The organism is Melioribacter sulfuriphilus, from assembly GCF_052656625.1.
The window spans coordinates 230,425-256,248 of the sequence record NZ_JBQXXK010000002.1 but is presented as its reverse complement, the minus strand read 5'-3'; the positions used below and the strand labels follow the sequence as shown (position 1 = coordinate 256,248).

Below are 25,824 nucleotides of genomic sequence, written 5' to 3'. Positions count from 1 at the left end.
AGAGTAATTGATTAAGTTCGATTAAACTTTTATAAAATCACTACGATAATAAAAGGGATAGATTACGATGTTTGTAAAATTGAGTTTTAGATATGGTTAAGTGGGGGAAATTGTGTGAAGATATGAGAAAATTATGAACTACAATTTAATCAAACATTATCAGTTGGTAATCAGAACGGTAATTGTCTTTACTTTTATCGTTCATATAAATGTCGGACAATCATTAGATCCTTCCAAGAAATTTAGCCAGTACGTTATCGAAAAGTGGACAAATAATGAAGGACTTCCACAGAATTCTGTTTATGGTATTATGCAATCGAAGGATGGATTTATCTGGTTCGGTACTGAGGAGGGATTTGTCAGATATGACGGCGTTCGTTTTGAAGTCTTCAGCTCGGAAAATATCGACTTGATGAAAAATAATCTTGTAGTTGCAATGCTGCAGGACTCAAGAGGCACATATTGGGTAGCTACATTCGGCGGATTATTAAAATATTCTGAAAGTGAAATTAAATTGTTCGACTTAAGCAATGGGCTTTCGAACAATTCTGTACGCACTCTATTCGAGGATGAATATGGAAGAATATGGGCTGGGACGTCGAACGGTTTGAATATAATCGATATGGATAAAGTAAAATGTTATAGGGTGAAAGATGGATTAACAAACGATTATATTTATAAAATTTCAGGTAATCAAAAAGGAAAAGTTTATCTGGCAACTCGTGGAGGTGGCGTTAATGTTGTAGAATATGACCGCAGTAGAATTAAGTTTAGCGCTATTACCACGAAACAGGGATTGTTGAGTAATTCTGTAAGGTCGGTTTACTTAGATAGTAAAAGACAGTTGTGGGTGGGGACGTTTAATTCAGGCATTGAATTAATAAAAGACGGTAAGCCGGTCTATTTTAAGGGGAAGGACAAATTAAAACGATTGTCTGCTCTCGATTTCGAAGAAGACGAAAACGGCGTAATTTATATTGGTGCGCAGAACGGGCTTTATAGGTTCAACGAAGGACAGGTCGATAGTTTTATTTTATCCTCTCAGACGAATTATAATAGTATAATCGATCTCTATTTCGACAAAGAAAATAATTTATGGCTGGGCACTTACAGTAATGGTCTCTATAAAATTCACGAAGGGATTATAACAACTTTTGCAAAAGAAGAAGGTTTACCCGAAAATTTTGTTCTTTCAGTAATAGCTGACAAAAAAGGCGTTTGGATAGGTTCGCGTACTAATAACATTACGAGAATAGTCGACGGGAAGGTGTACAATTATATTTATAACAGAGAGCCTGACTTAATGATACAAACCTATGCTATAAGGAACGATACTTTGTGGGTAGGTACAAACAAAGGGCTCTATTATTTTATCGACGGTAAATTAGGTAAAGTGAAACGATATGTGTGTAATAATTGCAATGAGATATATGCGCTTTACGTCGATAAGAAAGGAAATCTTTGGGTGGGTACTGACGGCGGGGGATTGTTTTTATACGGCAACGGAAAACTAATTAAAAAATCTGTTGACGAAAAATCATCGCTTTTGCGTGTACGCTTTATAACCGAGGACGACAGAGGGAATCTACTTCTTGGGACGGCCGGCAACGGATTCATTATTTATAATAACGGAACATACAAATACTACGAAGAATCGAACGGCTTTCCTTCGAATTTAATACGTCATATCATTTGTGATAAATCCGGAACTCTCTGGATTGCAACAAGTGGCAGCGGGATACTCAGAATCAAAGATGGAAAAGTTAGACAGATAACGAGACGGGAGGGATTGCCGACCGATGCAGTACATGCTATTGTGGAGGATGGCAATGGTTTCATCTGGGGAAGCAGCAATAACGGCATATTTAAAGTGAGTAAGATCAAACTCAATAAAGTTGCCGATGGAAAAATCAAGTTGGTCAATGCAGAAAAATACGGAACTGAAGATGGTATGAAAAATGACGAATGCAACGGAGGAGTCCAGGGAGCCGTGGCCCTCGATTCATCGGGAAAAATCTGGTTCCCCACTCTTCAGGGAGCAATTTCAATCGATCCAAATTTAAAGCCTTACAGTGATTATGTACCTCCAGTTAAAATCAAAAGGGTATTGTTCAATTTTGTACCCTTCGAAATTACGAGAAGTATGAAAGCCCCTGTGGGCACTTCTATAATTCGATTTGATTTTATAGCGCCTTCTTTTTACAAACCGGAAAAAATAAAATATAAGTACAAACTCGAAGGCTATGAAGATGAGTGGAAAATATGGGAAAATAGGAGAAGTGTAATTTATTATAACCTCGAACCCGGAGAATATGTTTTCAGAATCACGTCTTCGAATCAGTATAATGTTTGGGGAAGTCAGGAAGCGAAAGTATCCATTTACATACCGCCAGCAATTTATCAAACTATATATTTCAAAATCATTGTGCCGTTATTATTGATAGTTTTAGTTTATCTTGCAATTAAATGGCGACTCCATAAACAGGAAAAACAAACTGCGCTCTTAGAAAGGATCGTCGAAATTCGTACAGAAGAATTAAAAAATGAAATTAGAGCGAAGGAAGCCGTACAGAAAGAATTAAAAGAATATGCTGGAAAACTGGAAGAATTAAATAGGACCAAAGACAAACTCTTCTCGATTATATCTCACGACCTCAGAAATCCACTCTATTCAATTGCTTCGTCTGCCGATTTTCTGATGAATAGTAGAAAGGAATTGAAAGACGACGAAATAGATGAACTAATAAATTTGATAAAGAATTCAACGCTTTTGTTGAATAATTTAATTGAAAATTTACTTGCATGGGCTCGGATTCAAGCCGGTCGAATTGAATATCGAAAAATAGAATTCGATATCTCGGAATCGATTAACAATATTATTACGCTGCTTCGAACGTATGCAGAACAAAAAAATATTATGATTAAATATATTCCGGGTAGCAAGAAAAGTGTTTATGCGGATAAAACAGCAATCGAGTCTGTACTTCTCAATTTGATTTCGAATGCAATAAAATTTTCTTATTCGAACAGTAATGTAATCATTAAAACAAGTACTACGAACGATGGTTATCTCGAAGTATGTGTTGAGGATAGTGGCATTGGAATAGAGCAGAGAGAAATAAATAGAATTTTCGATCCAAATGATAATTTTACCAAAAGAGGTACGCAGGGCGAAAAGGGGACGGGACTTGGATTGATACTGTGTAAAGAACACGTCGAAAACAACGGCGGTAAAATATGGGTTGAAAGTGAACCCGGTAAAGGAACAAAATTTTATTTTACAATTCAGTTCGCCCAAAAATAAATTACTTAATTAATCTTCGATTTTGGTCTAGACTTTAGTCCTTCGTAATAAATCAGGTCGGCATCAATTGAACCAATCAATATTTTCGTTTTAACCTTAACCGGAATTTTCAATTCGTCGTCTGTTAACCAGATAACGATTGTGCCTTCGCTTTTGAATAGTCCACCCTCGCGGATTATCGGTTCAAGAATTATACATTTGAAAGTTCCGGCATCGACGCTAATTTTTTCCTTGCCACGGTAAATTACATCGAGAGGATATACCTTATCTTTGTAAAAGTTTTCGAGTTGAATTTTTTCTCCGGGTTTAAGACTGGAAAAATCATAAGTTCTGGTAAAATAAAATGCAGAAACAATATCATTAACATATTTGGGAATTTCATAAGAGCCCTCTGAGGTTCTTGCAATGCCACGTCTTTGGTCGAAGAATGCCGAAAAATCGCGCGAGTATCCTCCTTCTCGTATGTGCTGTTCGAATCGCCAGGGAAATATTCCTTCCTTGTCGATATATGTTTCGTAACGATCCCGGACTTTGTAAAACATATCGAAGGCGGGAATAGAATTAACCTTAAAGACAACGTTGTATGCTTCTCGGCCTGCTATTTTGACCATACGCGGTATTGAAAATTCGGCAATGCCTGCCGTAATAAAACCGTATCTAACTTCGAATCTTAGAATTTCACCGGTGGTAAACGCATCATTCTTGATTTCTCTGAATTCGTTATTTCTATTTTGTGCATAATTTATATTGTATGCAAAAATAAAAGCGACCACTAAAATTTTGATGATGTCTTCTAATTTATTGTCCATTCTATACACTCAATTTATTAGCTATGACATTGAATACTTTATCAATGTCGATAGTTGCCATGCAATTTGTATGTAAACATTTTTTAATACTACAATTGCTGCATTCCGTCTCCGGTTTGAATACGGCTCTATTTCTCGTATAAGGACCCCATCGTTCAGCTGAGCAGGAAACTACTTTGGGATAAAATCCGACGACGAATTTATCCAGAGCAGCTGCAATGTGAATCGGGCCAGTTGAATTTGCTATTAAAATATCAGATAAATTTATTAGAGCGATTAATTCGTTCAGATTAAAAATTCCCGCCAGGTTTTTTGTTTTGTCGCTTACAATTAAACTATTGCAAAGTTCCGCTTCCGATTTGCTACCTGTGATTAAAATCTCAATGCCGTCTACTTCAGATAATTTTGCAATTAATAGTTTCATCTTATCGACGGGTAGATCGACCGAGCTTCCCCCACTGCCGGGATGAATAATTATTATCTTTGAATTTATGTTTATTCCCCTTTTGTTGAGAACCATTTTTACATTCTCTAATACCGTCATATCTGGTTTCAATCCGAAGTCAACTCTGTCAATATTTATATCATAACTGATGCCAATTAGTTTGAGCATCGACAGGTTGAATTCGAGTTCATGCTTTCCGGCATATTTGCGGTGTTCATAAACTTTCTTGTTAAATAAAAAAGAATACCAGCGATAGCCTGTTCCAATTCGAACTTTAATGCCCGCCATTAATATTAATGTGGCAAGCTTAAAAGTAGGATGGACAAGAAAGCAAGTATCGAAATTTTTCAGCAGGTTGAGGTTCTCTCTGAATATTAGTCGGCCATTCTTCTCTTTTAAAATAAGCACTTCGTCGATGTATTTGTTATTGTCTACAAGTGGTCTGGTATATTCTCTTACTAAAAAGGTAACTTTAGAATCGGGATAAAATTTTTTGATAACGTAAGCCATTGGAAGGGTTAACGTAACGTCGCCGATTCTATCTGTTCTGATAATTAATATATTTTCGGGCTTATTCATTTTGAAGAGACGTATCGATTGTTCTTGATATAATAGCGCCATTCAAGCTCAGCTGACTTTTTAATGCCTATTCTTTTTGTAACTGCGATGTTTTCAGGGTCTGGACTTTCTCCTTCAGCAATAAAGATCAGATCTCCGATCAAGGGAATGCCGTTGTATGTTTTGTCGATGTTAAATGCCTTGCAAAATTTTGCTGGACCGCTTGTTAAGTTTAGTTTTTCCCGTTCGGTAATTTCAGTTTTGCCAAATCGATTTAAAGCCATTATGTTAATTCCTTCGAGTGGTTCGACTGCGCGAATTAAAACTGCAGATCCCTCGCCTTCATTGCCAGTTACAACATTAGCACAAAAATGCATTCCGTATGTGAAATAAACATATAGATTTCCACCGCCTTCGAACATTACCTTATTCCTCTGGGTTTTGCCATTGTAAGAGTGAGCCGCCATATCGATACGTCCGTCGTAGGCTTCAACTTCTACTATGATGCCGGAGAGAATGGCATTCTTTTCATTTTTAATAAAAACTTTGCCAAGCAATTCGCGGGCAACTGTATGCACATCGCGTCTGTAAAACGACAGTGGTAGTTTTTTATACATCGAATCCGTGTTTGATGATAACAAAATTACGAACATCTAAATAAAAATCATAAACGATTGATAATAGTACGGTAAATGTTTTATATTGAACATGACTCATAAGGAGGAATAATGAAACTTTATATAAAAATATTCATTGTTATACTGACAGTGGGTTTGATCGGCATTCAATTTATTAAGGTAGACCGTAAAAACCCATTGGTAAAAGGAGACTTGAAAGCACCTCAGGAAGTTAAAAATATATTGAAAGAGTCGTGTTATGACTGCCATTCGAATGAAACTAAATGGCCGTGGTATTCTTATATCGCACCTTTTTCTTTGCTGATCGAAAAAGATGTAAAAGAGGGCAGAAGTGAATTAAATTTTTCCGAGTGGGAAACATACGATGCTAATAAGAAATCGCATCTCAAGAAAGAATTATGGGAGGAAATTGAAAACGATAAAATGCCTAAATATGTTTATACTTTAACCAGGCCAAATGTTAAACTCGACTTTATTAAAAAAAGTATTATTAAAAAATGGGCGCTCGGTTATTAATATCAGCTGCATAAATAATGAAACTGAAAATTTTTATTGTCCTTGTTATTTGTATGATTAATATTAATGCGCAGATTCAAGAGCTCGACCGATATATCAAAGAGTACAACAAATCAAATCCATTAACTCACTCTATAATAATCTATAATGATGGAAATATTCTCTATGAGCATTACTTTAATAATTTTGATTCGGAAAAGCTGAACAATCTTAAATCTGTGACTAAAAGTATTATTTCATTACTTATAGGAATTGCCATCGACAAAGGGTACATCGAGAATGAATATGTCAGAGTATCTGAGCTGCTGCCGGAATTGTTTGCAGGAATACGCGATAAACGCAAGTTCGAAATTACTATTAGAGATTTGCTTACTATGTCTGCGGGTTTCAAGTGGAATAACCTTGGCGGTAAAATAAGAAGTGGATGGGACAATAGCGAAAATCCGGCTTTATATTTGATTAATAATGTTCCACTTGAGAATAATCCGGGCGATAAATGGAATTACAACAGTGGTTTGTCCCACTTGCTTTCGGTCATAATTACGCGGACATCACGAATGAGTACTCTTGAATTTGCACGCAAATACTTATTTAATCCGCTTGGAATTAACGACATAAAATGGTCGAAAGCCAGAGATGGAATTTATAAAGGAAATTCTGAGCTGTGGATGAAGCCGAAAGACTTGCTAAAAATTGGAATTATGTTGCTAAACGAAGGAGTGTGGGAAAACAAAGTGATAGTAAGCGGCAAGTGGATTGAGAAATCGACCAGAAAATATTTTGACGGATTCGAGCAAATTGGCGGTTACGGATATCACTGGCATACTCGAAAATTCGGTAAATATAATTCTTATCTGGCTGCTGGATGGGGAGGACAATTTTTAATTGTAATACCAGAATTAAAGGTGGTTGTTGTAAACACTTCCCGATGGAATGTGCTTGCTTCAACTTATGTGGTATTTGATTTGATCGATAAGTTCTTGCTTAACCATAAATGATGAAATTGAAAAACGAATATTATTCGCATCTTGTAATAATTGAGCTGACGGCACTTACAATAATTGCTCTAATTGTTGCAATACAGCATTATTTAGTATTTGATCCCGAAGCAAATCAGAGTTTCAGTTTGATCTGGCACATTTCGTTTAATTTAGTTTACTGGTATTACTGGTTGTTTATAACTCCCCTTCTTTTCTTTGCATTTGAAAGATTTGGCAAAAATAGAATCGCTGGCAAAGTATTTTTGTACTTCTTACTACCGCTGATAATTGTCTCGTTGCACCAAATTTTGTCGGCGATCATTATATATGGATTTCTCGATTTTCTCGATGTGAAAACATTGATTTACAAAAGAATATTCAGAAGTCAGTGGGCTTGGGTCGATCTGGTAGTCTTTTTTGTAATTTCTGTTGGTATAAATATTACCGAATCCCGCAAAAAGTATGAAGAAGAAGAAATCGAAATGTGGAAATTGAAATCCGAACTTGCTGCTGTGCGTTTGAAAAGATTGAAAAATCAATTTCATCCACATTTCATTTTTAATACATTCAACACAATATCCACTCTTATTTTAAAAAGGGAAAAAGAAAAAGCGATCGAGGTTATTGAAAATTTACGCGCATTGTTCCGAAAAGCTGCAGAAGAAGGAACGAATGAATTTGTAACGCTCCACGAGGAAATTTCATTTGTGCAAACTTACTTACAAATTGAAAAAGTTAGGCTCAGTGAACGACTGGAAATTAAATACGCTATTGATGAAACGTTGCTTGATGCACTTATTCCGCCTTTTATTCTTCAACCGTTAGTCGAAAACTCAATTCGACATGGCATTTCGAAAAATAAAAGCAAGGGGATAATTTGTATATCCGCAGAAAAAAATCATAACAAACTTGAAATAAAAATTGAGGATAATTGCCACAATTGTAACGGCAATAAAATTGAAAAAAGTGGAGTGGGACTCAAAATAGTAGAGCACCAGCTTTCTTATCTTTTCAAAGATGACTATTATTTCAGCGCAGAACAAACTTCAAGTGGATTTGTAAATCGAATATCGATTCCGATAATTAAAAAGTTGAACTAAAAGTGAAAACAAAAACCGACTTATTAGAAAATAATTATCAGTTACCTGTAATTAAGTATTTTTTCTCGTTCATACTCTTACTTACTTTGATTGCGATAATAAATACGTTCCAGGAATATTTTGTATTTCATAAAACAAAACACCTATTCTCACTTTTCATGTCTAATTTAATTTATAATTGGTATCTGATAATTCTTGCTCTTGTCGGATATCTATTGCTTAAATTAAAGACAAAAAGCCGTTTAACTAAAACTCTCTTTATTACACTCGTTTCTACTCTTTTAATAATCATGCATCAAGTTTTACAGCATCAGGTAGATTTATTTTTTATCAATAAAGCAGATTATTCAAAATTATACGACATGCTGATTGTAAATCCTCAGGTATGGATGGATTACGGTTTTTGCATATTGTTCGCAGCTGTTTATTATTCGATTCAAACGCGCAATAAAACCATTGAAAAAAATCTATACCTTTACAAAATGCAAGAAGAGCTCGCAAGGATTGAATTAACAGATACACAATCAAAAATTCAACCCGAGCTTATTGATCGCGCTCTTAATAAAATGAAATCGTTTATAGCAAATTCTCAATACGAAGAAGCTGAAGATTTACTAACTGAGTTGAGCGACTACATCAGATTGATTCTATACAATGATGAGGATTATATTGATATCCGTTCACAAATTGCACTGTTAGAAAAGTATATCAGTTTAAGAAAAATATTATACGAGGAAAATTTGAAACTCGAATCAGCTGGACTCAACGATGTGTTTGACAAAAAGCTTTCGTCTTATTCATTATTTTATGCAGTGAAAAATCTTTTGCAAAATGAATTGAAGCAAGCAGAAAATGAGAGTAGTGTCACAACTATTTTAAACCTCGAAGATGACGGTCAAATTGAAGTAATTTTAAACAACAGGACAATAAAAATTAATTACATTAATCGGAACAACTAGAATGTCACGAATCAAAGCTATAATAGTTGACGACGAAGAACATGCTCGCGAAGGCATATTACTGCGTTTGAAAAAGTTTAACAATATTTATGTTGTAGCCGAATGCAGCGATGGGAAGGAAGGCTTAAACGCAATAAATAAATATAAACCTGAACTTGTTTTTCTGGATATTCAAATGCCTGGTATGAGTGGATTTGAGATGCTCAATAGATTGAAAACAGAAGAGATTCCAGTGATCATATTTATAACTGCATACGATAAATATGCTTTGCAAGCTTTTGAAGTGCACGCGACGGATTATCTACTGAAACCAATAAATACATCGAGGTTTGATGCTGCTGTTAAGTATGCACTCGAACTGATTGAAACAAACAATCGACGAGAATATGGTGTCAGTATTAAAGAATTGATTAATGAGTACTTAAATTCGATAGGCAAAACTCAATCCAGCTATAAAGATTATCTCAGAAGGATTACAATTAAACGGAAGAACGTAATTAAATTAATTGACATAGACGATATTGAATATATTGAAGCAGAAGGCGACTACCTGAACATCTTTACGCGAGAGGATGAATTTCTGGAGCGAGGTAGACTTCACATTATTGAAAAGAAACTCGATCCATCAAAATTTGTTCGCATACATCGCTCAATAATTGTAAACATTGAAAAGATTGACAGGCTGGTTTCGAGCGAACACGGAGATTATCTCGTTATTTTAAAATCGGGTGTCAAATTAAAAATGAGCAGAAACTACAAAGAGGCAATAAATAAAATGTCAGCCTCGCTTTGATAATTTCATCGCAAAAAAATCCATTTTAACTTTCATATTCCCCTTTTGATCGAAAAATACTTTCATTAAAAATACTTAATCGATAACTTTATTGTTGAATACAGTCCCAGTGACTATTATTAATAAATTCTAATGGGGTGTTTATGAAAAAGAGATTTATCGTTTTACTCTTCTTATTAATTCCTTTGATTTCCGCATTTTCTCAAAGTAAATCTTTCGTCGAATGGAAATGCGTACCGCCGGACAGTCAGAATGTCTCGGTAGTTCAGGGTAATTTAATTGGTTTTCCTGAAATAGGAAGTCCCGGCTTTGTAGTGCGAAGTTATACGGGTAGCAATCCAGGTCCACTGGGCACTAACCAGAGATGGTGGCCCCACGATGGTACAAATCCAATACAATGGGGAAATGAAACAGGGCCTGTCGCATCAAGATGGGTACAATTTGCAGTTACTCCTAAACCCAACTTTACATTTTATGCCGATTCAATAACCCTCTATCTGGGCGGAGGTGGTACCAGCTACATCCGTGCCGACGTTGTTTACGACATTAATTCGTCTTTTGATAATCCTCATAAGTTAAACGAAAACCCGCTTGTTCTCGGCAACGGTAGCGATACGCTTTATTCATTTATAATCAATGAAAAAATAAATGATGGCGATACGCTGTTTGTGCGCATTTATCCATGGTACGAAGGCTCGCCTTCTACATCCAAATATCTTTATGTGCAGGACGTTATTATCTGGGGTGAAACAAAAGGAATAACATATCCCGCAAGTGCTTCCTGGCCGCTTACAAATCCCGACGAGGGGGGAACGGGAGTTAATGTTATTACAACTGGGCAGGTTATTGCCGAACAGGAGCTCTTTGTAAATACTGAAATTAACGGTTATACTGGTCCCAATAATAGCCAGCGAATCCGAATGGCAAATACAAATAATTCCTGGCCAGCAAATTTAACCGACCAGATTGATACAGTTTATGTTCAATTTACAGTTGCCCCAAAAGCCGGCTATACACTGTATGTTAATTCTTTGAGTCTTGACATCGGTGCAAAAAGCTCCAGTACCTTTAAAGCTAACTTGTGGTATTCTACAAATCCGGATTTTACAAATGCTGTAAAACTCGATTATCATACAAGCGACCAGAGCGGTAATAATTATTTAAATGCTACAGCACTCGAAAGTTTTACTTTTGATCTGAACGTTAAAGTGATGTCGGGTCAAAAATTTTATTTTAGAGTTTATCCGTGGAACGAAGATCCAGCGGTAAAAACCGGCAAATATCTGTGCCTCCAGAACATTCTTATTGCTGGCGAAGTGGAAGGTAGTCCAGTTTCGTCAAATGTACTATGGCCCTATGAAACAGGTGAAGAATGGGAATCAACAGGGCCCGTAATTGCTCAAAAACCATTTTACAGCAGTGCAATGAAATTTTACGGAACGACAAATCTACAGGACACTGAAGGGAATGATCACAAAGTAGGTGCTGTTCAAACTGTTTCGAAAGAATGGTATGCCGAACCTCTCCCGACAGATTCGCTCTATTTTGGCTATGTAATTAAACCGAAGTTCGGCGGTACACTTTATGTCGATTCTGTTTCACTCTACCTGGGCGGATGGTTTTCGAGCAATTTAAAAGCAGCAATCTACTATTCAAAAGATTCATCATTTGTTAACAAAACTATTTTGATTGCTGATACTTCTCTTCCTGGAAATAAGATTGCAAAATTCGGAGCTAAATTAGAAGAGACAATCAATACAGGCGAATCATTCTATCTGCTTATTTATCCTCATAATACAAAGGCTGAAGGATGGGCAAAATTAATTGCAGTTGACAGCGTGATGATATACGGTAACGTCTTGGGTGTTACTGCTGATCCTCCGGAAGTTGTAACTTCTGAAATTACGGATATATCAACAACGTTTGCTACAGGTGGCGGAAACATTCCATCCGATGGTGGGGCTGTTGTTACAAAACGCGGCGTCTGCTGGAATACTGAGGGAAATCCAACTATCGACAACAATAAAACTGATGATGGAGGTGGTTCAGGAAAGTTCGTAAGTAAATTAACGGGATTGCAACCAGGAACCAAATATTACGTCCGGGCCTATGCAATTAATGATGCAGGTGTTGCCTACGGAAATGAAGTTGTATTCGAAACGCTCGATTCTTTAATGGTACCCACAGTTACAACTGCAGAGGTAACAGAAATTATGACTAAAACAGCTGTAAGCGGAGGCACTGTTGAAAAATGGGGCGGCGATACGGTAATAGTCCGCGGTGTTTGCTGGAATACAAAGGGGAATCCTACAATTAACGATAATAAAACAGAGAATGGAAGTGGACTTGGTGCATTCAAGAGTATAATGTATCCTCTTGAACCAAATACCACATATTACGTACGAGCTTATGCAACAAACAGTATTGGTACAGGTTACGGCGAAGAATTTTCTTTTACAACGCAGGAGCCGGCTCCTGATGTAACCAAGATCGTTGCTCTCGACGGCACAGGCGATTACACATCCGTTCAAGCTGCATTTGACGATGTTCCGGATTATTATACCGGCAAATACAGAATACTGGTTAAAAAAGGAGTCTATTACGAAAAATTGCTGCTGCCTTCAACTAAAACAAATGTAATTCTCGAAGGCGAAGACAGAGATAGCACAATTCTTACTTATGACGACTATGCAGGTAAAAATAATCTGGGTACATCAAAATCGTATAGTGTGGCAATAGACGCCGACGATTTTACTGCAATCAACATAACATTTCAAAATACAATTAAGAACGACGGAACACACGGTAGCAGTGAACAAGCAGTAGCTCTTAGAGTTAACGGTGATAGACAACAATATTACAACTGCAGGCTACTCGGTTATCAGGATACTTATTACACGTGGGGCGGTAGAGGTACCGGAAGAATTTATATGAAGAATTGTTACATCGAAGGATCGGTCGATTTTATATTTGGTCGAGATATAGTACTGTTTGATTCATGCGAAATTCATATTAATCGTGAAGGCGGAACACTTACAGCCGCCAGCACCGAGGCCGTATCGAAATTTGGTTATGTGTTTAAGGACTGCATTATTTCTGCGGATTCGGTCGGTTTCGACGGAAGGCCAATAACAACTTTTGTACTCGGTAGACCATGGCAGGATAAACCCAGAACAGTATTTATCAATTGTTATGAACCTCAATCCCTTAATCCAGCTGGATGGTCAACCTGGAACGTTACTCCTGCATTGTATGCTGAGTATAAATGCTTTGGTCCTGGTTCCGACACTACTAACCGCATTAAGTCGATTTCACGACAACTTACTGACGAAGAAGCAAAGCTCTATACAATCGAAAATATCTTTTCGAAAGATTCTCATCCTAATTTTGGATATAGCTGGATGCCCGATGTAATTACTTCTGTCGAAGAGTATAATAACAGTAGCAATGAAATACCATCAGAATACTCTTTATCACAGAATTATCCCAATCCATTTAACCCGGAAACTAAAATCAAGTATTCTTTACCAGCTCAAAGTAACGTTAAATTGATTATATACGACGTAACCGGCCAAATAGTAAAAATACTTGTTGATGGAAACCAGAATCCAGGTAATTATGAAGTGCGATTTAATGCTTCGAATCTGGCAAGCGGTATTTATTTTTACCAGCTGCAAACAAATGAAAAAATAATTACTCATAAAATGCTACTTCTAAAATAAATTTCATTACAGGAAGCCCTGATTCATAGGGCTTCCTTTTTATTGATTGTTTAATGCAGTATATAACTTATGAATTAAATCTTTTCATACTGATTAGATAAGAAATAAAACAAGCTGTAATTTTAAATTGAGTGATCTGATAAATTTCGTAACAGTAAACACTATTGGTCTTCGTTATGAAAAAAACATTTGCATTAATCTTTTTTTTGCCCATACTAGCTATTGCACAGTTTAACAGAGATACTTCGTTTACAACTAAAAGTGCTTATGAAAAGATTAAAAAAGAATATCCGTTTGTTAAGCCGGCTGAACTTGATTCGCAAGGTTTGCAAATCTTAAAGAACGTAATTTATTACTCAGAAGGTCAAAGAAAGTTATTGCTCGATTTATTTATGCCTGCGGGCCATGCTAAAAAACTTCCGCTGGTTGTAATTGTTCACGGTGGTGGCTGGCGTTCTGGGTACAAAGAAATGGAGCATCCAATTGCATCCCGCATTGCCAGAAAAAATTATCTTTGTGCTACAGTAGAATACAGACTTTCGACCGAAGCTCTCTATCCGGTAGCAATCCTTGATGTTAAAAGAGCAATCTGCTGGCTTAAAGAAAATTCAGATGTTTATAAAATTGATACTTCTAAAATTGTTCTGATGGGGATGTCGGCAGGTGGTCAAATTGCAGCAATGGCAGCTTTAACGGATAAAATTGAAAAATTATCGGCAAAAAATTGCGCTATTAATGCAGCTGCAATTATTGATGTAGACGGCGTTTACGATATGACAACTCCTTCTGAAAGTGGGAAGGATTCCATCCCCTCTAAACCTTCAGCGGCTAAACAATGGCTCGGGTTTACTTATAAAGAAAATCCCTCTTTATGGATCGAAGCCTCACCTCTTAAATATGTCGACAGTACATCTCCGCCCATGCTTTTTATTAATAGCTCCTTACCACGCTTTCATGCGGGACGAGATGAGGCGATTAAAATATTAAATGAGCACGGTATTTATTCCGAAGTACATACAATTGAAAATACTCCTCACCCGTTCTGGCTTTTTCATCCATGGCAAGAACAGGTGGTCGATTGGATCGACGGTTTTTTGAAAAAAATCCTCAACTAATTTCTGAATCCAATCGATAATAAAATAAAAAAACTATGGAACCTGTATCGGGGAATAAATTTTTTCTTAGTACGCTTTTTGCACAATTGAAATCCGAAACATCGCGAACCGACAGCAATTCTATTTCACCGGATTCTGCTGAAATTTCAAATACAGCAAGAGTTTTCGATAAGCTTGATAAATTCTTAAATCTCGGCAGGAAGGATAGACTTGATCTCAGTGATCTGAATGCAGCCGAGAAAGAAGAATTTATGAAAATGCTCGCCTCTCTAATTAAACGGGGTGTAGTGGGATACGAGATACTGGAGATTAACGGTAAACCGGAAAAACATTATATAATAAATCAAATTGGGAACGAAAGAACCTACGGCGCAAAGCTATACAAAAAGAAAGGATACTACGATAATTAAGCGGATAAATTCACAAGAGTGCCGGGGTCTTTTACGTATCCAGCGCGGTAGGTCTTCTTGACGATTCTCTGAAGGTAGGTAAGTGGTTTTTGTGTGTCCGAATTAAATTCATATTTATCATTTGTAACAATGTAAAATTCAAAATTTTCTTTCGTCTCAACTACCTCTTCCTCTTCGGATTGAAATCCTTTGTTGAACGAGAAATATCTTTCTAATTTTTTCTTGTTGATTTTAACCGTATTGTTAAAAATTTGAGTGCCTTCGAGCGGGCGTGCTATTGGCGAGTTTTCTCTGAATCTTAATTCTTCAGATTTCCTCTCATCAGAGTTTTCCGTTATTGTTTTGCTAACTTCTTCGGGAATAAAATATTTATGAAAGGAATCATATTGAGCGTCTTTTTGCAACTGGCTGATTGTGCGTATATTATTGGGGTCGAGTTTTGTATTAACATACTCGTGCAAAGGATGTATCGTTATGTTTGCGCTTATGTTCATACATATCCCTTTTTCACACTCAATATTAAATTATGAGACAAATTAAGTCAAGTGTGGCTTATGATTTAAATCATACTTCACGAATAGGAATTTCAATTACATTTTTGTTTTTATCGACTTTAAAACACCTCATCGTATTGTCCCTGACCGAAAATATTATGTAATTTATTTCTGTATCGTTTGCCAGACGAATATCCTCTTGCGACATTCGAGCGGGAGTATCCGGATGAGAATGATATACGGCAATAAGACTTTCGGCGCGGCTTCGAGCATATTTAACGGCTTGAAACTGCTCTTTCGGGTCGAACGAGAAGTGCTCGCTGGACTTATCTGTATTAGTCATTTTTATTATATCGCTTACTACGCAGTCTTTTCCTGTCAGGTATCCACAGGCTTCAATCGGATAATCTTGTTTGGCATGTTCGATTATCTTTTCAATGATCTGTCTGGGTATTTGAAGCATATCATCCCTTTTGAATTGTCACGAGATAGATATCGTCTTGAATGTGTTTTATTTCGATCACTTTATTTCCCTGTTCTTCGGCTGTACGAGGCACGTTTTCCAAAGGCTCGCCTTCTTTAAGAATTACTTCGAGTATCTCGCCGCTCGAAAGTTTTTCTAATTCAAGCTTCGTTTTTACAAAGGTCATCGGACAATGGTCTTTGGTTATGTCGAGTTTATATTTTTTCATATAAATAAAATTTCTCCGTCTTCTGATAAATTTAGAAATTTAGCTACACCCAGGACTTCTTTTATTTCGGGAATGAAGTCTTCCTTTTTCAAACCCAGAATATTCATCGACATTTCACAGGCATAAAAATTTGCTTTTAATTGAATAGCAGCGTTTATAAGTTCATTAAGAGTAGCAACGTTTCTTTTTTTCATCATTCCGGTCATAATTTTAGGACTGATACCGGCGAAGTTAAATCTGCTGAGGGGTAGGTTCTTAAAACCTCCCATCAGAAAATTAAAGGCTCTCGCAAGAAAACCTTTGCCGATTGCGCTTCTGCCTTTCTTTTGTTTGATTGTATTTAAGCCCCAGAATGTAAAGAAAAGGTTGACTTCGTAATTAACTGCGGCAGCTCCAGAAGCTATTGTAAAAGCTGCAATAGCTCTGTCGAAGTCGCCGCTGAAAAGAACTATTGATATTTTCTTTTTATTAGCCATTTCCCTGTTCCTCACTTTAAATCGCACGCTGGTTGTTCGTAATCAGTAAGTACGGTAATAGTCGGATTTTCTCCACAGAGCGGGCAATTTTTATTTTTGTTGAGTTTAACTTCTCTGAAACTTCCTTTGAGAGCATTGAATGTAAGGAGTCGATTGGTCAATAAATCTCCAGCACCGATTAGATATTTTAGCGTTTCAACTGCTTGAATGCTTCCGATAACACCTGCCACAGCGCCTAGAATGCCGGCTTCACTACATGTTGGCACTACACCCTTGGGAGGTGGTTCTTTGAAAATACATCTGTAACACATGCTGCCTGGAATATGTGTGAAGGTTTGTCCTTCGAATCGAAGTATGCCCGCATGTGAAAAAGATTTTCCGTGCATAACACATGCATCGTTAATTAAAAATTTAGTAGGAAAATTGTCTGTTCCGTCGATAATGAAGTCGTAGTCTTTGATAATTTCTTCGATGTTTGTAGAATCGAGTCTGACCTTGTGAGGAATTACTTTTACATCCGGATTGATACGAGAAATTTTTTCAGCAGCGGATTCTACTTTTGATCTGTTCAGATCGTCTGTAAAATGGATAACCTGTCGCTGGAGATTACTCAGGTCGACAACGTCGCTGTCGATAATCCCGAGTGTTCCTACTCCTGCTGCAGCAAGGTAGAGAAGTAAGGGAGAACCGAGTCCACCAGCACCAATGACAAGTACTCTCGAATTGAGTAACTTTTCCTGTCCTTTTCCCCCTACTTCTTTTAGAATTATGTTCCTGCTATATCGATATATTTGTTCTTCTGTGAAATTCATTTTATCCTCTTAAATTTTGTCGAGTGCATTGCTGAAGTCTTCAATTATGTCGTCAATATTTTCAATACCAACAGAAATCCGAACTAAGGACGATGTAACACCTGCATTCTCTTTTTCTTCCTGACTGCAATTTGAATAGATTGTAGACTCAGGATGAATAATGAGAGTGCGACAGTCTCCAAGATTGGCAGAATTCTTTGTGTATTTAAGATTATCAATTAAACGAAAACAATCTTCTTTTGTATTTAACTCAATTGTAATTAATCCTCCGAATCGATTATTAAACTGGTTCTTGCCCAATTGATAGTATCTATTATCTTTAAGCCCGGGATAATTAACCGATTTAATTTTATGATGTTTCAATAAAAATTCAGCAAGTTTCGAGGCATTAAAACAATGTTTTTCCACTCTTAAAGCTAAAGTCTCCAGTCCCAGAAGGTGAAAAAATACATTTTGTGGAGCAGGTGCGAAGCCAAAATTTTGATATACTTTTGAACGAGCTGCCGCTATAAATGCAAAGGAGCCAGCCTTTTCGATAAGCGATTTTATTTTAGGTGATGGATGTAACTCCCAATTATAATTCCCAGTATCAATTAAAATACCGCCAACTGCCGTACCATTTCCGGTAATAAACTTAGTAGCAGAGTGAATTATTACGTCGGCCCCATATTCTTTTGCACGCCATAAATAAGGCGTGGTTAATGTGTTGTCTGTTACAACAGGAAGATTATATTTATGTCCAAGATCAGAAACTTTTTTGAGGTCATAAATTTCAAGTTTCGGATTGCTGATCGATTCAAGAAATATTAGGCGTGTTTTGTCGTTTATAGATTTCTCGATTTCAGCTGGTGAATTGAAGTCAGCGTATTTTACATTAATACCAGAGTAATTTAAAATTTCATTAAAGAAAATATAGGTGCCTCCGAAAAGAGACTTTGAAGCAACGATTTCACTACCATTTTCGGCAAGAGTAAAAATCACTGTAGCAATGGCAGACATTCCAGAAGAAGTAGCTATAGCTCCAATGCCATCTTCGAGTGCATTCATTCTGAGTTCGAAAGTTGTTATTGTTGGATTAGTAATTCGCGAATAGAGATAACCGAACTGTCTGCCTTGAAACACACTTGCAATATCGCTTGCCGTTTCGTAAGCAAACGAAGCACTTTGATAAATCGGGACTTGTGTGGCACCAGTTTTTTCAATTAATAATTTCCCGGCATGAATTGCCGCAGTTTCAAAATTCAATTTTACCTCCACCCATAAAGTAAAGAAATTCAATTACATCAGAATCTTGCAGTTCGGTAGAGTCGTATTTTTCTCTGTCAAGTATTTCGCCATTTAACTCGACAGAAACCATCTCGGGCATTTCTACGTTTTTAAGTTTTAGAAGTTCAGAGACGGTTAATTTATCTTTCTCTATATTTTCATTATTGCCGTTGATTGTCAGTTTCATAATTTACTCCATTGTTATTAGAAAAGAATGAGAGCGATAAATATCTTTCACCTGTATCCGGGAAAATAACTACGATTAATTTGTCCTTGTTTTCGGGCAATTCAGCAAGCTTTAGCGCTGCATACATTGCGGCACCGCTCGATATGCCAGCAAGAATTCCTTCCTCGGCAATTATTCTTTTGCTCGTTCGAATTGCTTCTTCGTTCTTGACCTGTATTATTTCGTCGATAATTTCAGTGTTGAGCACTTCGGGTATAAATCCTGCACCAATACCCTGTATCATATGAGGTCCGGGTTTACCACCAGATAAAACCGGAGAACTCGCAGGTTCAACAGCTACAATTTTTATCTCTGGTTTTTTAGATTTTAGAATTTCTGCCACACCAGTAATTGTGCCGCCAGTTCCAACACCAGCGACAAAAATATCAACTTTACCGTCGGTATCGTTCCAGATTTCAAGCGCAGTAGTACGACGGTGAATTTCCGGATTTGCATTGTTGCGGAATTGATACGGCATAAAAGCGTCTGGATACTTCTTGAGTAACTCCTCAGCTTTTTCTATCGAACCGCTCATGCCTTTTTCGGCAGGAGTAAGAATAACTTCCGCTCCGAATAGTTCAAGTATTTTTCTTCTTTCAATACTCATGCTTTCCGGCATGGTAATGATTACTCTATAACCTTTTGCGGCTGCGACGTATGCCAGAGCTAATCCTGTATTTCCTGATGTTGGTTCGATTATCAAACTACCAGGTTTTAAAATTCCTTTATCTTCGGCATCTTCGATCATAGCCAGTCCAATTCTGTCTTTAACCGAGCCTCCAGGATTAAAGGCTTCCAGCTTGGCTGCCACCCGTGCATATGCATTCTGTGTAATTTTATTTATATATACAAGCGGTGTTTTGCCAACTAACTTTGTAATGTTTTCAGCTATTTTCATATTTCAAATGAAATCGCTTTTGTATTATGCTTTGTGTAATCTTCGAGTAAGTCGTTAAGATTTATGTTTCTTAAATAGTCTTCTATATTCGAGCGTAAACCTACCCACATATTCTCTACTGGACAGTAATTATCCGACCTCGAGACTTCTGAAATCAATAAATCGCCTTCCAGCACTTTGACCACATTTAGCATATTGATTTCCGAAGGTTGCCGTGCAAGAAGATATCCGCCATTTGTACCTCTAAATGATTTAATCAAGCCTGCACCTTTAAGTGTAATTATCAATTTACTCAAATATTTTTCAGATATTTTTTGTTTTACGGCGATATCTTTTATTGTTACCGGCACATTTTCTCCCCTTGTTGTATTTGCATTAGCTATTGCAATTTCTAACAAAATTTTGACTCCATAACGACTGCGTGTTGAAAGTTTCATATACACTACCATTTTAATCTTATTGGTAGCAATTATACCTAATTACTAAATTAAAGTCAACCTTGTGCCTCTTTTTTGACGATTATTTTCCATTGATTCTCGTTAAATTTTTCTTTTTTCGTAATTTCATGCCCATCCTGCTGTAGGGAGAGAGGAACATTTTTAATCGGTTGGCCATCGTCGAGAATTATTTCAAGATATTCGCCAGCTTGAATTTCTTCGAGTTTTAATTTTGCTTTTAAATAATTTATAGGGCAAGCAACTCCACTTAAATCCAGGATGTGAGTTGAAGTGTTGAGTTCAGTTTTCATAATGAACTTCTCCTTCTATTTTTGCGCATTGTTGTATTTTAAGGTTTGGTTGAAGACGAACGAAAGATTTATCGCAATCGTATACGAAATCTTTCGAATATTTTAATAATTCAGTAATATCTGCATTGGAATTGCTTTTCCATTGGTAATATCTGTTTTTGAGGTCGCTCCAATCGTTGCAGAGCCATTTTCTGGGCACAATTCTGGCAATAAATTCATTAAGAATTTCGTCTTCGTTTTCAGAGTCGATACCGTCGAGAAAAACAAACATTCTGGAAGAAAGCAATAGCGCTTCGAGACATTTATTGCGTGCACTGTCGATGTCGCCAATTTTAATGTAGTCTTCAGCTTCGTAAATATAGCGTATCGAATCGAAGAGGTTTATTGCCATCAAGTCGAGCAGGCTACCGGCACATTCTCCTCTGCTTTCGGCTTCCATTTTGAAATCTTCCTCGAAGCCAGGCTCTTTATATATATCGTTTGACAGGTTTTGAGATGCCATGTATGTTGCGAGAATTTTTCTGAATGGCTCGAATCCCATTCTTTCGACGAATTCGTAAAATTGCTCATTATTCTTTTTATTTTCTTCCCAGAGTTTTACAACTTTCGAAACGAATTCATGGGCAAACCTTGCAGGTATTTTGCCGATAACTTTACCAATTTTACCGATATGAATATTTCCGCCTAAAAGAACAACGTAATGTGGTGCGAGTCGATCGCCGCTTTTAATCGAGGCGCCGTAGAGACCGATATCGCCGATATGATGCTGGCCACACGAATTTGGACAACCAGAAATGTGAATACGCAAACCGCCAAGTTCCTCGTTGTTCTTTCCAATATCCTGTGCCAGATTGTAAGGGTGGGTCACTGCTAGTCTACACGAAAAAGCTCCCGGGCACGAGACAATGTTGCGAGTTGAACCCGAAGCTTTTTTGAAAAACGACCTTTCATTGAGAAAATTATACGCATCATAAATTAATTCCTTATTTATCCAGGGAATTAAAATATTTTGTGTAGGTGTGAATATACCATAACCGCTTCCATATCTATCAGATAGTTCAGCGATTGTATTGAATTCCTCAGGTGTAAGATTACCGAGCTCTGGTTTAATTAATAGCGCCAGATAGCCGTCCTGACGCTGCTCAATAATTCCTTCGGCAAAGAGATTCCAGTTGCCACTCTCCGGCAGTTCATTAAATTCTCGTATGATAGGGCTGGATATTTTTCTGTTATTTGGGAAACTGTCTTCTCTTCCGTTTTTTGTAGGCGATGGGAGAGGAAAGTTTTCAATGTATTTTTTTAAATCGCTGTCGATCTTTCGGATTTTTTTGAGTAAGTCCAGCTCGGCAAATACCTTTTCCTGAAAATTTTCGAAACCAATTCTGGATATAAAGAATTTCATTCGTGCTTTATTACGATTTTCTCTTTCTGGTCGTCCGTGTCTGTGAAAGATTCGTAGTGCTGATTCTATTAACAGATAGAATTTGACTTCATCTATAAAATCGGTCAATAAATGGCCGGTCATCGGCACGGCTCCGAGTCCTCCACCGGCATAAACTTTGAAGCCTCGTTTGCCATTAACAACTTGTGCAATTGCTCCGATATCGTGCATCCGGGCGTATGCAAAGTCGGCCTCGCTTTCCGAAAAGGAGATCTTAAATTTACGCGGTAGTGTCGAAGATAGCGGGTGACGCAGGAAGTAACGAGTGCAGTAGAGAGCGTAAGGTACTATATCAAAAATTTCGTCTGGATTTATACCGCTGAGATAAGAAGCTGTAATATTGCGAATGCTATTGCCGCAAGCTTCCCGTGTGGTAATTCCAACTTTTGCCAATCGTCTTAGCAACGAGGGAATATTTTCTAAAGACACATAATGAAGTTGAATGTCCTGTCGTGTCGTGATATGGGCATGGCCAGATGCGGCATAATCTTGCGTCAGCTCGGCAATCGTTTTCATTTGTTCTGAAAGAATGAATCCGCCGGGGATTTTAATCCGTTGCATATGAATTCCCTCGTCATGGTGTCTTACGCCGTAAGTACCAAAAACGAGACGGAAGCTTTTGAATCTCTCCGGGTGAATTTTTTTATCGAGGAAGTTCTGAATAACTGTTTCGTATTCCTCTATTTCTTTGTAGATATCATAACCGCGATTGATATCAATTTTATCCAGCACATTATTCATTATCTTTCTCCTTTCATGCTTGTTGATTGATTAACTCGCTTACAGAATATCGAGGCAAGATCCGAGATAGGTTAACAACATCACCAAAAACCAGCATTGACGGTGAAGAAGCTTCTTTTGCAAGACTTTCTAATTCCAATATGGTTCCGATGGCCACACTTTGATTTGGTCTGCCAGCATTAGATATAACAGCAACGGGAGTGAAATCGTCTACAGATTTTATTCTTGCATAAGCAGAAATTTTATCGGCGTAAGTTACTCCCATTAGCACAATTGTTGTGTGATTTTTTCTTTTTAGTAGATCGATCCAGGAATAATCGAATTCGCCTCCTTTGAGATGACCTGTAACTATTGACACAGAGGAGGAAAAATTACGTGCAGTCGGTGGAATACCTGCAAGTAGCGGAGCAGCAGTTACAGACGAAATGCCAGGAACTACTTCTACGTCAATATTATTATTAATCAGATAAAGTGCTTCTTCACTACCCCTTCCGAATATGTAAGGGTCTCCATTCTTGAGGCGTCCGACATGTTTTCCTTCGGAGGCCAATTTTACCAGTAATTGATTTATTTCTTCCTGAGTCATTGAATGGTCTCCTTTCGACTTGCCCGCATAAATTTTTTCAACCCTATCAGGAAGAATGGAGAGGATCTCGTCGGAGACAAGATTGTCATAAACTGCTACATCAATTTCTTTTTTTAAAATATGGTACGCTTTTACTGTGAGAAGTTCGCCCCCCCCGATTCCGCAACCTACAATAAAAACTTTTCCAAACAAACGTAGCGTTTCGGCTTTTGTCGATTCAATATCAATTATGCCTTCAATACGCTCGTTTAATTTTTTTTCTGCCAGTTGTTCGAGTTTATTTGGTAAATACTCCTTTATTTTATCTCGAACTACCTGGGTCAAAGTTGGACTTGCACCATCGCTCGAAACAGCAATTTTCAGGTTTTTGTAGAGTAGAAGTGAAGAAAAATAAAAGTCACACTCTTCGGGTACGTCTACCGTATTGAGTAAAAAGAAACGTTCTTCTTTCAATTCTTTCAGCAGGCGATTAACTTCTTTATTTCCCGTTGCATCGATTATGATATTAAATCCCTCAGCGTCATCCTTTGTAAATGATTTTATTTTACGATTGAATTTCATATTCTTTAACTCATCGCAAAATTTCTCTGCTATAACAAAAAAATCGATATTATTCTGGAGGAGTACGGTTATCTTTTGCAAGGCAACTATGCCTCCTCCGATTAATAATATACGGGGGTTACGTAGTAGTATTGGCAACGAATTTATCTTATACATGTATGCCCCTTTCGTTCTGGTTTTTAATGATGTTTATTTCCCAGTGTGGAAAATATTTTTTAATCAAATTGTAGAGTTCGATTTCGAATTGAGTATAATCAGGTTGTAGATGAATATCACTTGTAGGCAACGATTCAGTTATAATACCGCCTCCGGCTATATCGTAGTCTTCCACGATTACAAATCGACCGGTGTCCTTAATTTCATTACTTAAATCGAAAGCCACGGGTTTAAGAGTGTTTAAAATCACTGTAGCAACTTCGTGTCGATTAACATTTTCAGGATTTGTGTTTATTCTGAGAGTAGAGGCATCAAGTGATGTTTCGATTTTTTCAATAAAGAGTTCTGATTTAAATGTGCCCAGTTTGATTTTATATTTTTTCCCGATAGTTAATTTATTTTTACCCATCCAGAAGATATTGGCTTTAAAACGATTGCTAACGGATGGAAGTTTTTCCCCCTTTTTGCATATCAATTCGCCGTTTTTAATATAGAGTTCCGAAGTAATAGTAAGGCCAATTGCCATTCCAGCTTCGGCGCTATTAACGTCTTCTTTGCCAAATATTTCAATCGATTTAACGTTGCTTGTTTTGCCTGATGGGAGAAAGATAATTTCGTCGCCGCGTTCAATTCTGCCTGAATTAATTGTGCCAGCAATTATTCTTCTGTTGTCGTTTTTTTCTGTGAATTTATAAACGCCCTGTACGAACATTCGGAAGCTGTTTTCCGGATCCGACCGAGAGCACTTAAAGTCGTCAATTAAATCGATTATTGTTTTTCCCCTGTACCAGGGTGTACGATCTGAATGCGCAATTAAATTAATCCCTTCGCGTGCCGAGACCGGAACGTAAGCAACTGGCGTTATTCCAATTTCAGTCAGGAAAATGGAGTAATTAGTTTTTATGTTCTCGAAAACATCTCGACTGTAATTTACCAGATCCATTTTGTTAACAGCGACGACAATTTGATTGATACCGAGCATGGATAGCATATAAGCATGCCGTCGCGAGTTTTCGGCAATGCCTTCCTGAGCGTCGATCGTTAGAATGGCCGCATCGGCTCTGGAAGCTCCACTGACCATATTTTTCAGAAATTCAATATGACCCGGGGCATCGATAATTATATATTCGCGTTTGCTTGTTTTGAAAAAGACTCTTGCAGTATCAATAGTAATTCCTTGTGCCTGTTCGTCTTTAAGAGCGTCGAGCAAAAAAGCGTATTCGAAAGGTTTGGAATTGAGCTGACACGTGCGTTTTACTTGTTCAAGTTTTCCCTCGGGCAATGAGTTGGTATCTGATAGGAGTCGCCCGATTAAAGTGCTCTTGCCGTGGTCCACATGGCCTACGAAAACGATATTCATTCTTTCTTTCATTTAAAA

At 37.3% G+C, this 25,824-nt stretch carries 25 protein-coding genes; 9 read left to right on the top strand and 16 right to left on the bottom strand.

What is annotated here, in order from left to right; translation table 11 throughout:
- Positions 1-133: 133 nt before the first annotated feature.
- Positions 134-3,304: a ligand-binding sensor domain-containing protein gene (locus ACUN8G_RS03030; RefSeq protein ID WP_437345645.1), complete on the top strand. Its 3,171-nt coding sequence runs from the start codon at positions 134-136 to the stop codon at positions 3,302-3,304.
- Between the two features lie 5 nt (positions 3,305-3,309).
- Here the strand turns inward: ACUN8G_RS03030 and ACUN8G_RS03025 are convergent, their stop codons facing one another.
- The 3 genes from ACUN8G_RS03025 to ACUN8G_RS03015 are packed head-to-tail and all read right to left on the bottom strand — an operon-like array spanning position 3,310 to position 5,733.
- A complete protein-coding gene (locus ACUN8G_RS03025; protein ID WP_437345644.1) occupies positions 3,310-4,113 on the bottom strand; it encodes a DUF3108 domain-containing protein in 804 nt (267 codons plus the stop codon).
- Position 4,114: 1 nt separating this feature from the next.
- On the bottom strand, positions 4,115-5,179 hold the full coding sequence (locus ACUN8G_RS03020; protein ID WP_437345643.1) for a glycosyltransferase family 9 protein: 1,065 nt from the start codon (positions 5,177-5,179) through the stop codon (positions 4,115-4,117).
- A complete protein-coding gene (locus tag ACUN8G_RS03015) occupies positions 5,134-5,733 on the bottom strand; it encodes a DNA-3-methyladenine glycosylase (RefSeq protein ID WP_437345642.1) in 600 nt (199 codons plus the stop codon). Before ACUN8G_RS03015 ends, ACUN8G_RS03020 begins: the two co-directional genes overlap by 46 nt.
- A gap of 111 nt (positions 5,734-5,844) precedes the next feature.
- Here ACUN8G_RS03015 and ACUN8G_RS03010 point away from each other — a divergent pair, with 111 nt between their 5' ends.
- The 8 genes from ACUN8G_RS03010 to ACUN8G_RS02975 all read left to right on the top strand — a co-directional run bounded on the left by ACUN8G_RS03010 (position 5,845) and on the right by ACUN8G_RS02975 (position 15,349).
- Complete coding sequence (locus tag ACUN8G_RS03010) at positions 5,845-6,270, top strand: heme-binding domain-containing protein (RefSeq protein ID WP_437345641.1); 426 nt, start codon at positions 5,845-5,847, stop codon at positions 6,268-6,270.
- A gap of 17 nt (positions 6,271-6,287) precedes the next feature.
- Positions 6,288-7,268, top strand: a complete 981-nt coding sequence (locus tag ACUN8G_RS03005; protein WP_437345640.1) for a serine hydrolase domain-containing protein — start codon at positions 6,288-6,290, stop codon at positions 7,266-7,268.
- Positions 7,265-8,350 (top strand): sensor histidine kinase, encoded by a 1,086-nt coding sequence (locus ACUN8G_RS03000; protein ID WP_437345639.1) that lies wholly within the window; start codon positions 7,265-7,267, stop codon positions 8,348-8,350. The genes ACUN8G_RS03005 and ACUN8G_RS03000 overlap by 4 nt, the downstream gene beginning before the upstream one ends.
- A gap of 2 nt (positions 8,351-8,352) precedes the next feature.
- Positions 8,353-9,309, top strand: coding sequence for a histidine kinase (locus ACUN8G_RS02995; RefSeq protein ID WP_437345638.1), 957 nt, complete (start codon positions 8,353-8,355; stop codon positions 9,307-9,309).
- 1 nt (position 9,310) lies between these two features.
- Entirely contained in the window at positions 9,311-10,102 is a 792-nt protein-coding gene (locus tag ACUN8G_RS02990; protein WP_437345637.1) for a LytR/AlgR family response regulator transcription factor, read from the top strand.
- A gap of 143 nt (positions 10,103-10,245) precedes the next feature.
- The gene (locus tag ACUN8G_RS02985; RefSeq protein ID WP_437345636.1) at positions 10,246-13,824 is read left to right on the top strand and encodes a pectinesterase family protein; all 3,579 of its coding nucleotides are present in this window, start codon (positions 10,246-10,248) and stop codon (positions 13,822-13,824) included.
- A 176-nt stretch (positions 13,825-14,000) separates the two neighbouring features.
- Positions 14,001-14,939, top strand: coding sequence for an alpha/beta hydrolase (locus tag ACUN8G_RS02980; protein ID WP_437345635.1), 939 nt, complete (start codon positions 14,001-14,003; stop codon positions 14,937-14,939).
- 35 nt (positions 14,940-14,974) lie between these two features.
- Positions 14,975-15,349: a hypothetical protein gene (locus tag ACUN8G_RS02975; protein ID WP_437345634.1), complete on the top strand. Its 375-nt coding sequence runs from the start codon at positions 14,975-14,977 to the stop codon at positions 15,347-15,349.
- Here the strand turns inward: ACUN8G_RS02975 and ACUN8G_RS02970 are convergent.
- The 13 genes from ACUN8G_RS02970 to ACUN8G_RS02910 form a co-directional block, all read right to left on the bottom strand.
- Entirely contained in the window at positions 15,346-15,843 is a 498-nt protein-coding gene (locus ACUN8G_RS02970; protein WP_437345633.1) for a hypothetical protein, read from the bottom strand. The two genes, ACUN8G_RS02975 and ACUN8G_RS02970, sit on opposite strands and share 4 nt — an antisense overlap.
- A gap of 70 nt (positions 15,844-15,913) precedes the next feature.
- Positions 15,914-16,306, bottom strand: coding sequence for a M67 family metallopeptidase (locus tag ACUN8G_RS02965; RefSeq protein WP_437345632.1), 393 nt, complete (start codon positions 16,304-16,306; stop codon positions 15,914-15,916).
- Position 16,307: 1 nt separating this feature from the next.
- A complete protein-coding gene (locus ACUN8G_RS02960) occupies positions 16,308-16,535 on the bottom strand; it encodes a sulfurtransferase TusA family protein (RefSeq protein WP_437345631.1) in 228 nt (75 codons plus the stop codon).
- Entirely contained in the window at positions 16,532-17,011 is a 480-nt protein-coding gene (locus ACUN8G_RS02955; protein WP_437345630.1) for a DsrE/DsrF/DrsH-like family protein, read from the bottom strand. The genes ACUN8G_RS02960 and ACUN8G_RS02955 overlap by 4 nt, the downstream gene beginning before the upstream one ends.
- Before the next feature lie 11 nt (positions 17,012-17,022).
- On the bottom strand, positions 17,023-17,823 hold the full coding sequence (locus ACUN8G_RS02950; RefSeq protein WP_437345629.1) for a HesA/MoeB/ThiF family protein: 801 nt from the start codon (positions 17,821-17,823) through the stop codon (positions 17,023-17,025).
- 9 nt (positions 17,824-17,832) lie between these two features.
- The gene (locus ACUN8G_RS02945; protein WP_437345628.1) at positions 17,833-19,068 is read right to left on the bottom strand and encodes an O-acetylhomoserine aminocarboxypropyltransferase/cysteine synthase family protein; all 1,236 of its coding nucleotides are present in this window, start codon (positions 19,066-19,068) and stop codon (positions 17,833-17,835) included.
- Positions 19,058-19,276, bottom strand: a complete 219-nt coding sequence (gene thiS / locus ACUN8G_RS02940; RefSeq protein WP_437345627.1) for a sulfur carrier protein ThiS — start codon at positions 19,274-19,276, stop codon at positions 19,058-19,060. Before thiS ends, ACUN8G_RS02945 begins: the two co-directional genes overlap by 11 nt.
- The gene (gene cysK / locus ACUN8G_RS02935; RefSeq protein WP_437345626.1) at positions 19,251-20,213 is read right to left on the bottom strand and encodes a cysteine synthase A; all 963 of its coding nucleotides are present in this window, start codon (positions 20,211-20,213) and stop codon (positions 19,251-19,253) included. Before cysK ends, thiS begins: the two co-directional genes overlap by 26 nt.
- Positions 20,210-20,650 carry an RrF2 family transcriptional regulator gene (locus ACUN8G_RS02930; protein WP_437345625.1) on the bottom strand — a complete coding sequence of 147 codons (441 nt, stop codon included), beginning with the start codon at positions 20,648-20,650 and terminating at the stop codon, positions 20,210-20,212. Before ACUN8G_RS02930 ends, cysK begins: the two co-directional genes overlap by 4 nt.
- 56 nt (positions 20,651-20,706) lie before the next feature.
- Positions 20,707-20,961 carry a sulfurtransferase TusA family protein gene (locus tag ACUN8G_RS02925; RefSeq protein WP_437345624.1) on the bottom strand — a complete coding sequence of 85 codons (255 nt, stop codon included), beginning with the start codon at positions 20,959-20,961 and terminating at the stop codon, positions 20,707-20,709.
- Positions 20,951-23,143, bottom strand: coding sequence for a nitrite/sulfite reductase (locus tag ACUN8G_RS02920; protein WP_437345623.1), 2,193 nt, complete (start codon positions 23,141-23,143; stop codon positions 20,951-20,953). The genes ACUN8G_RS02925 and ACUN8G_RS02920 overlap by 11 nt, the downstream gene beginning before the upstream one ends.
- Positions 23,144-23,156: 13 nt before the next feature.
- The gene (gene cobA, locus ACUN8G_RS02915) at positions 23,157-24,446 is read right to left on the bottom strand and encodes a uroporphyrinogen-III C-methyltransferase (RefSeq protein WP_437345622.1); all 1,290 of its coding nucleotides are present in this window, start codon (positions 24,444-24,446) and stop codon (positions 23,157-23,159) included.
- Positions 24,439-25,818: a sulfate adenylyltransferase subunit 1 gene (locus tag ACUN8G_RS02910; RefSeq protein ID WP_437345621.1), complete on the bottom strand. Its 1,380-nt coding sequence runs from the start codon at positions 25,816-25,818 to the stop codon at positions 24,439-24,441. Before ACUN8G_RS02910 ends, cobA begins: the two co-directional genes overlap by 8 nt.
- Between the last annotated feature and the right edge of the window lie 6 nt (positions 25,819-25,824).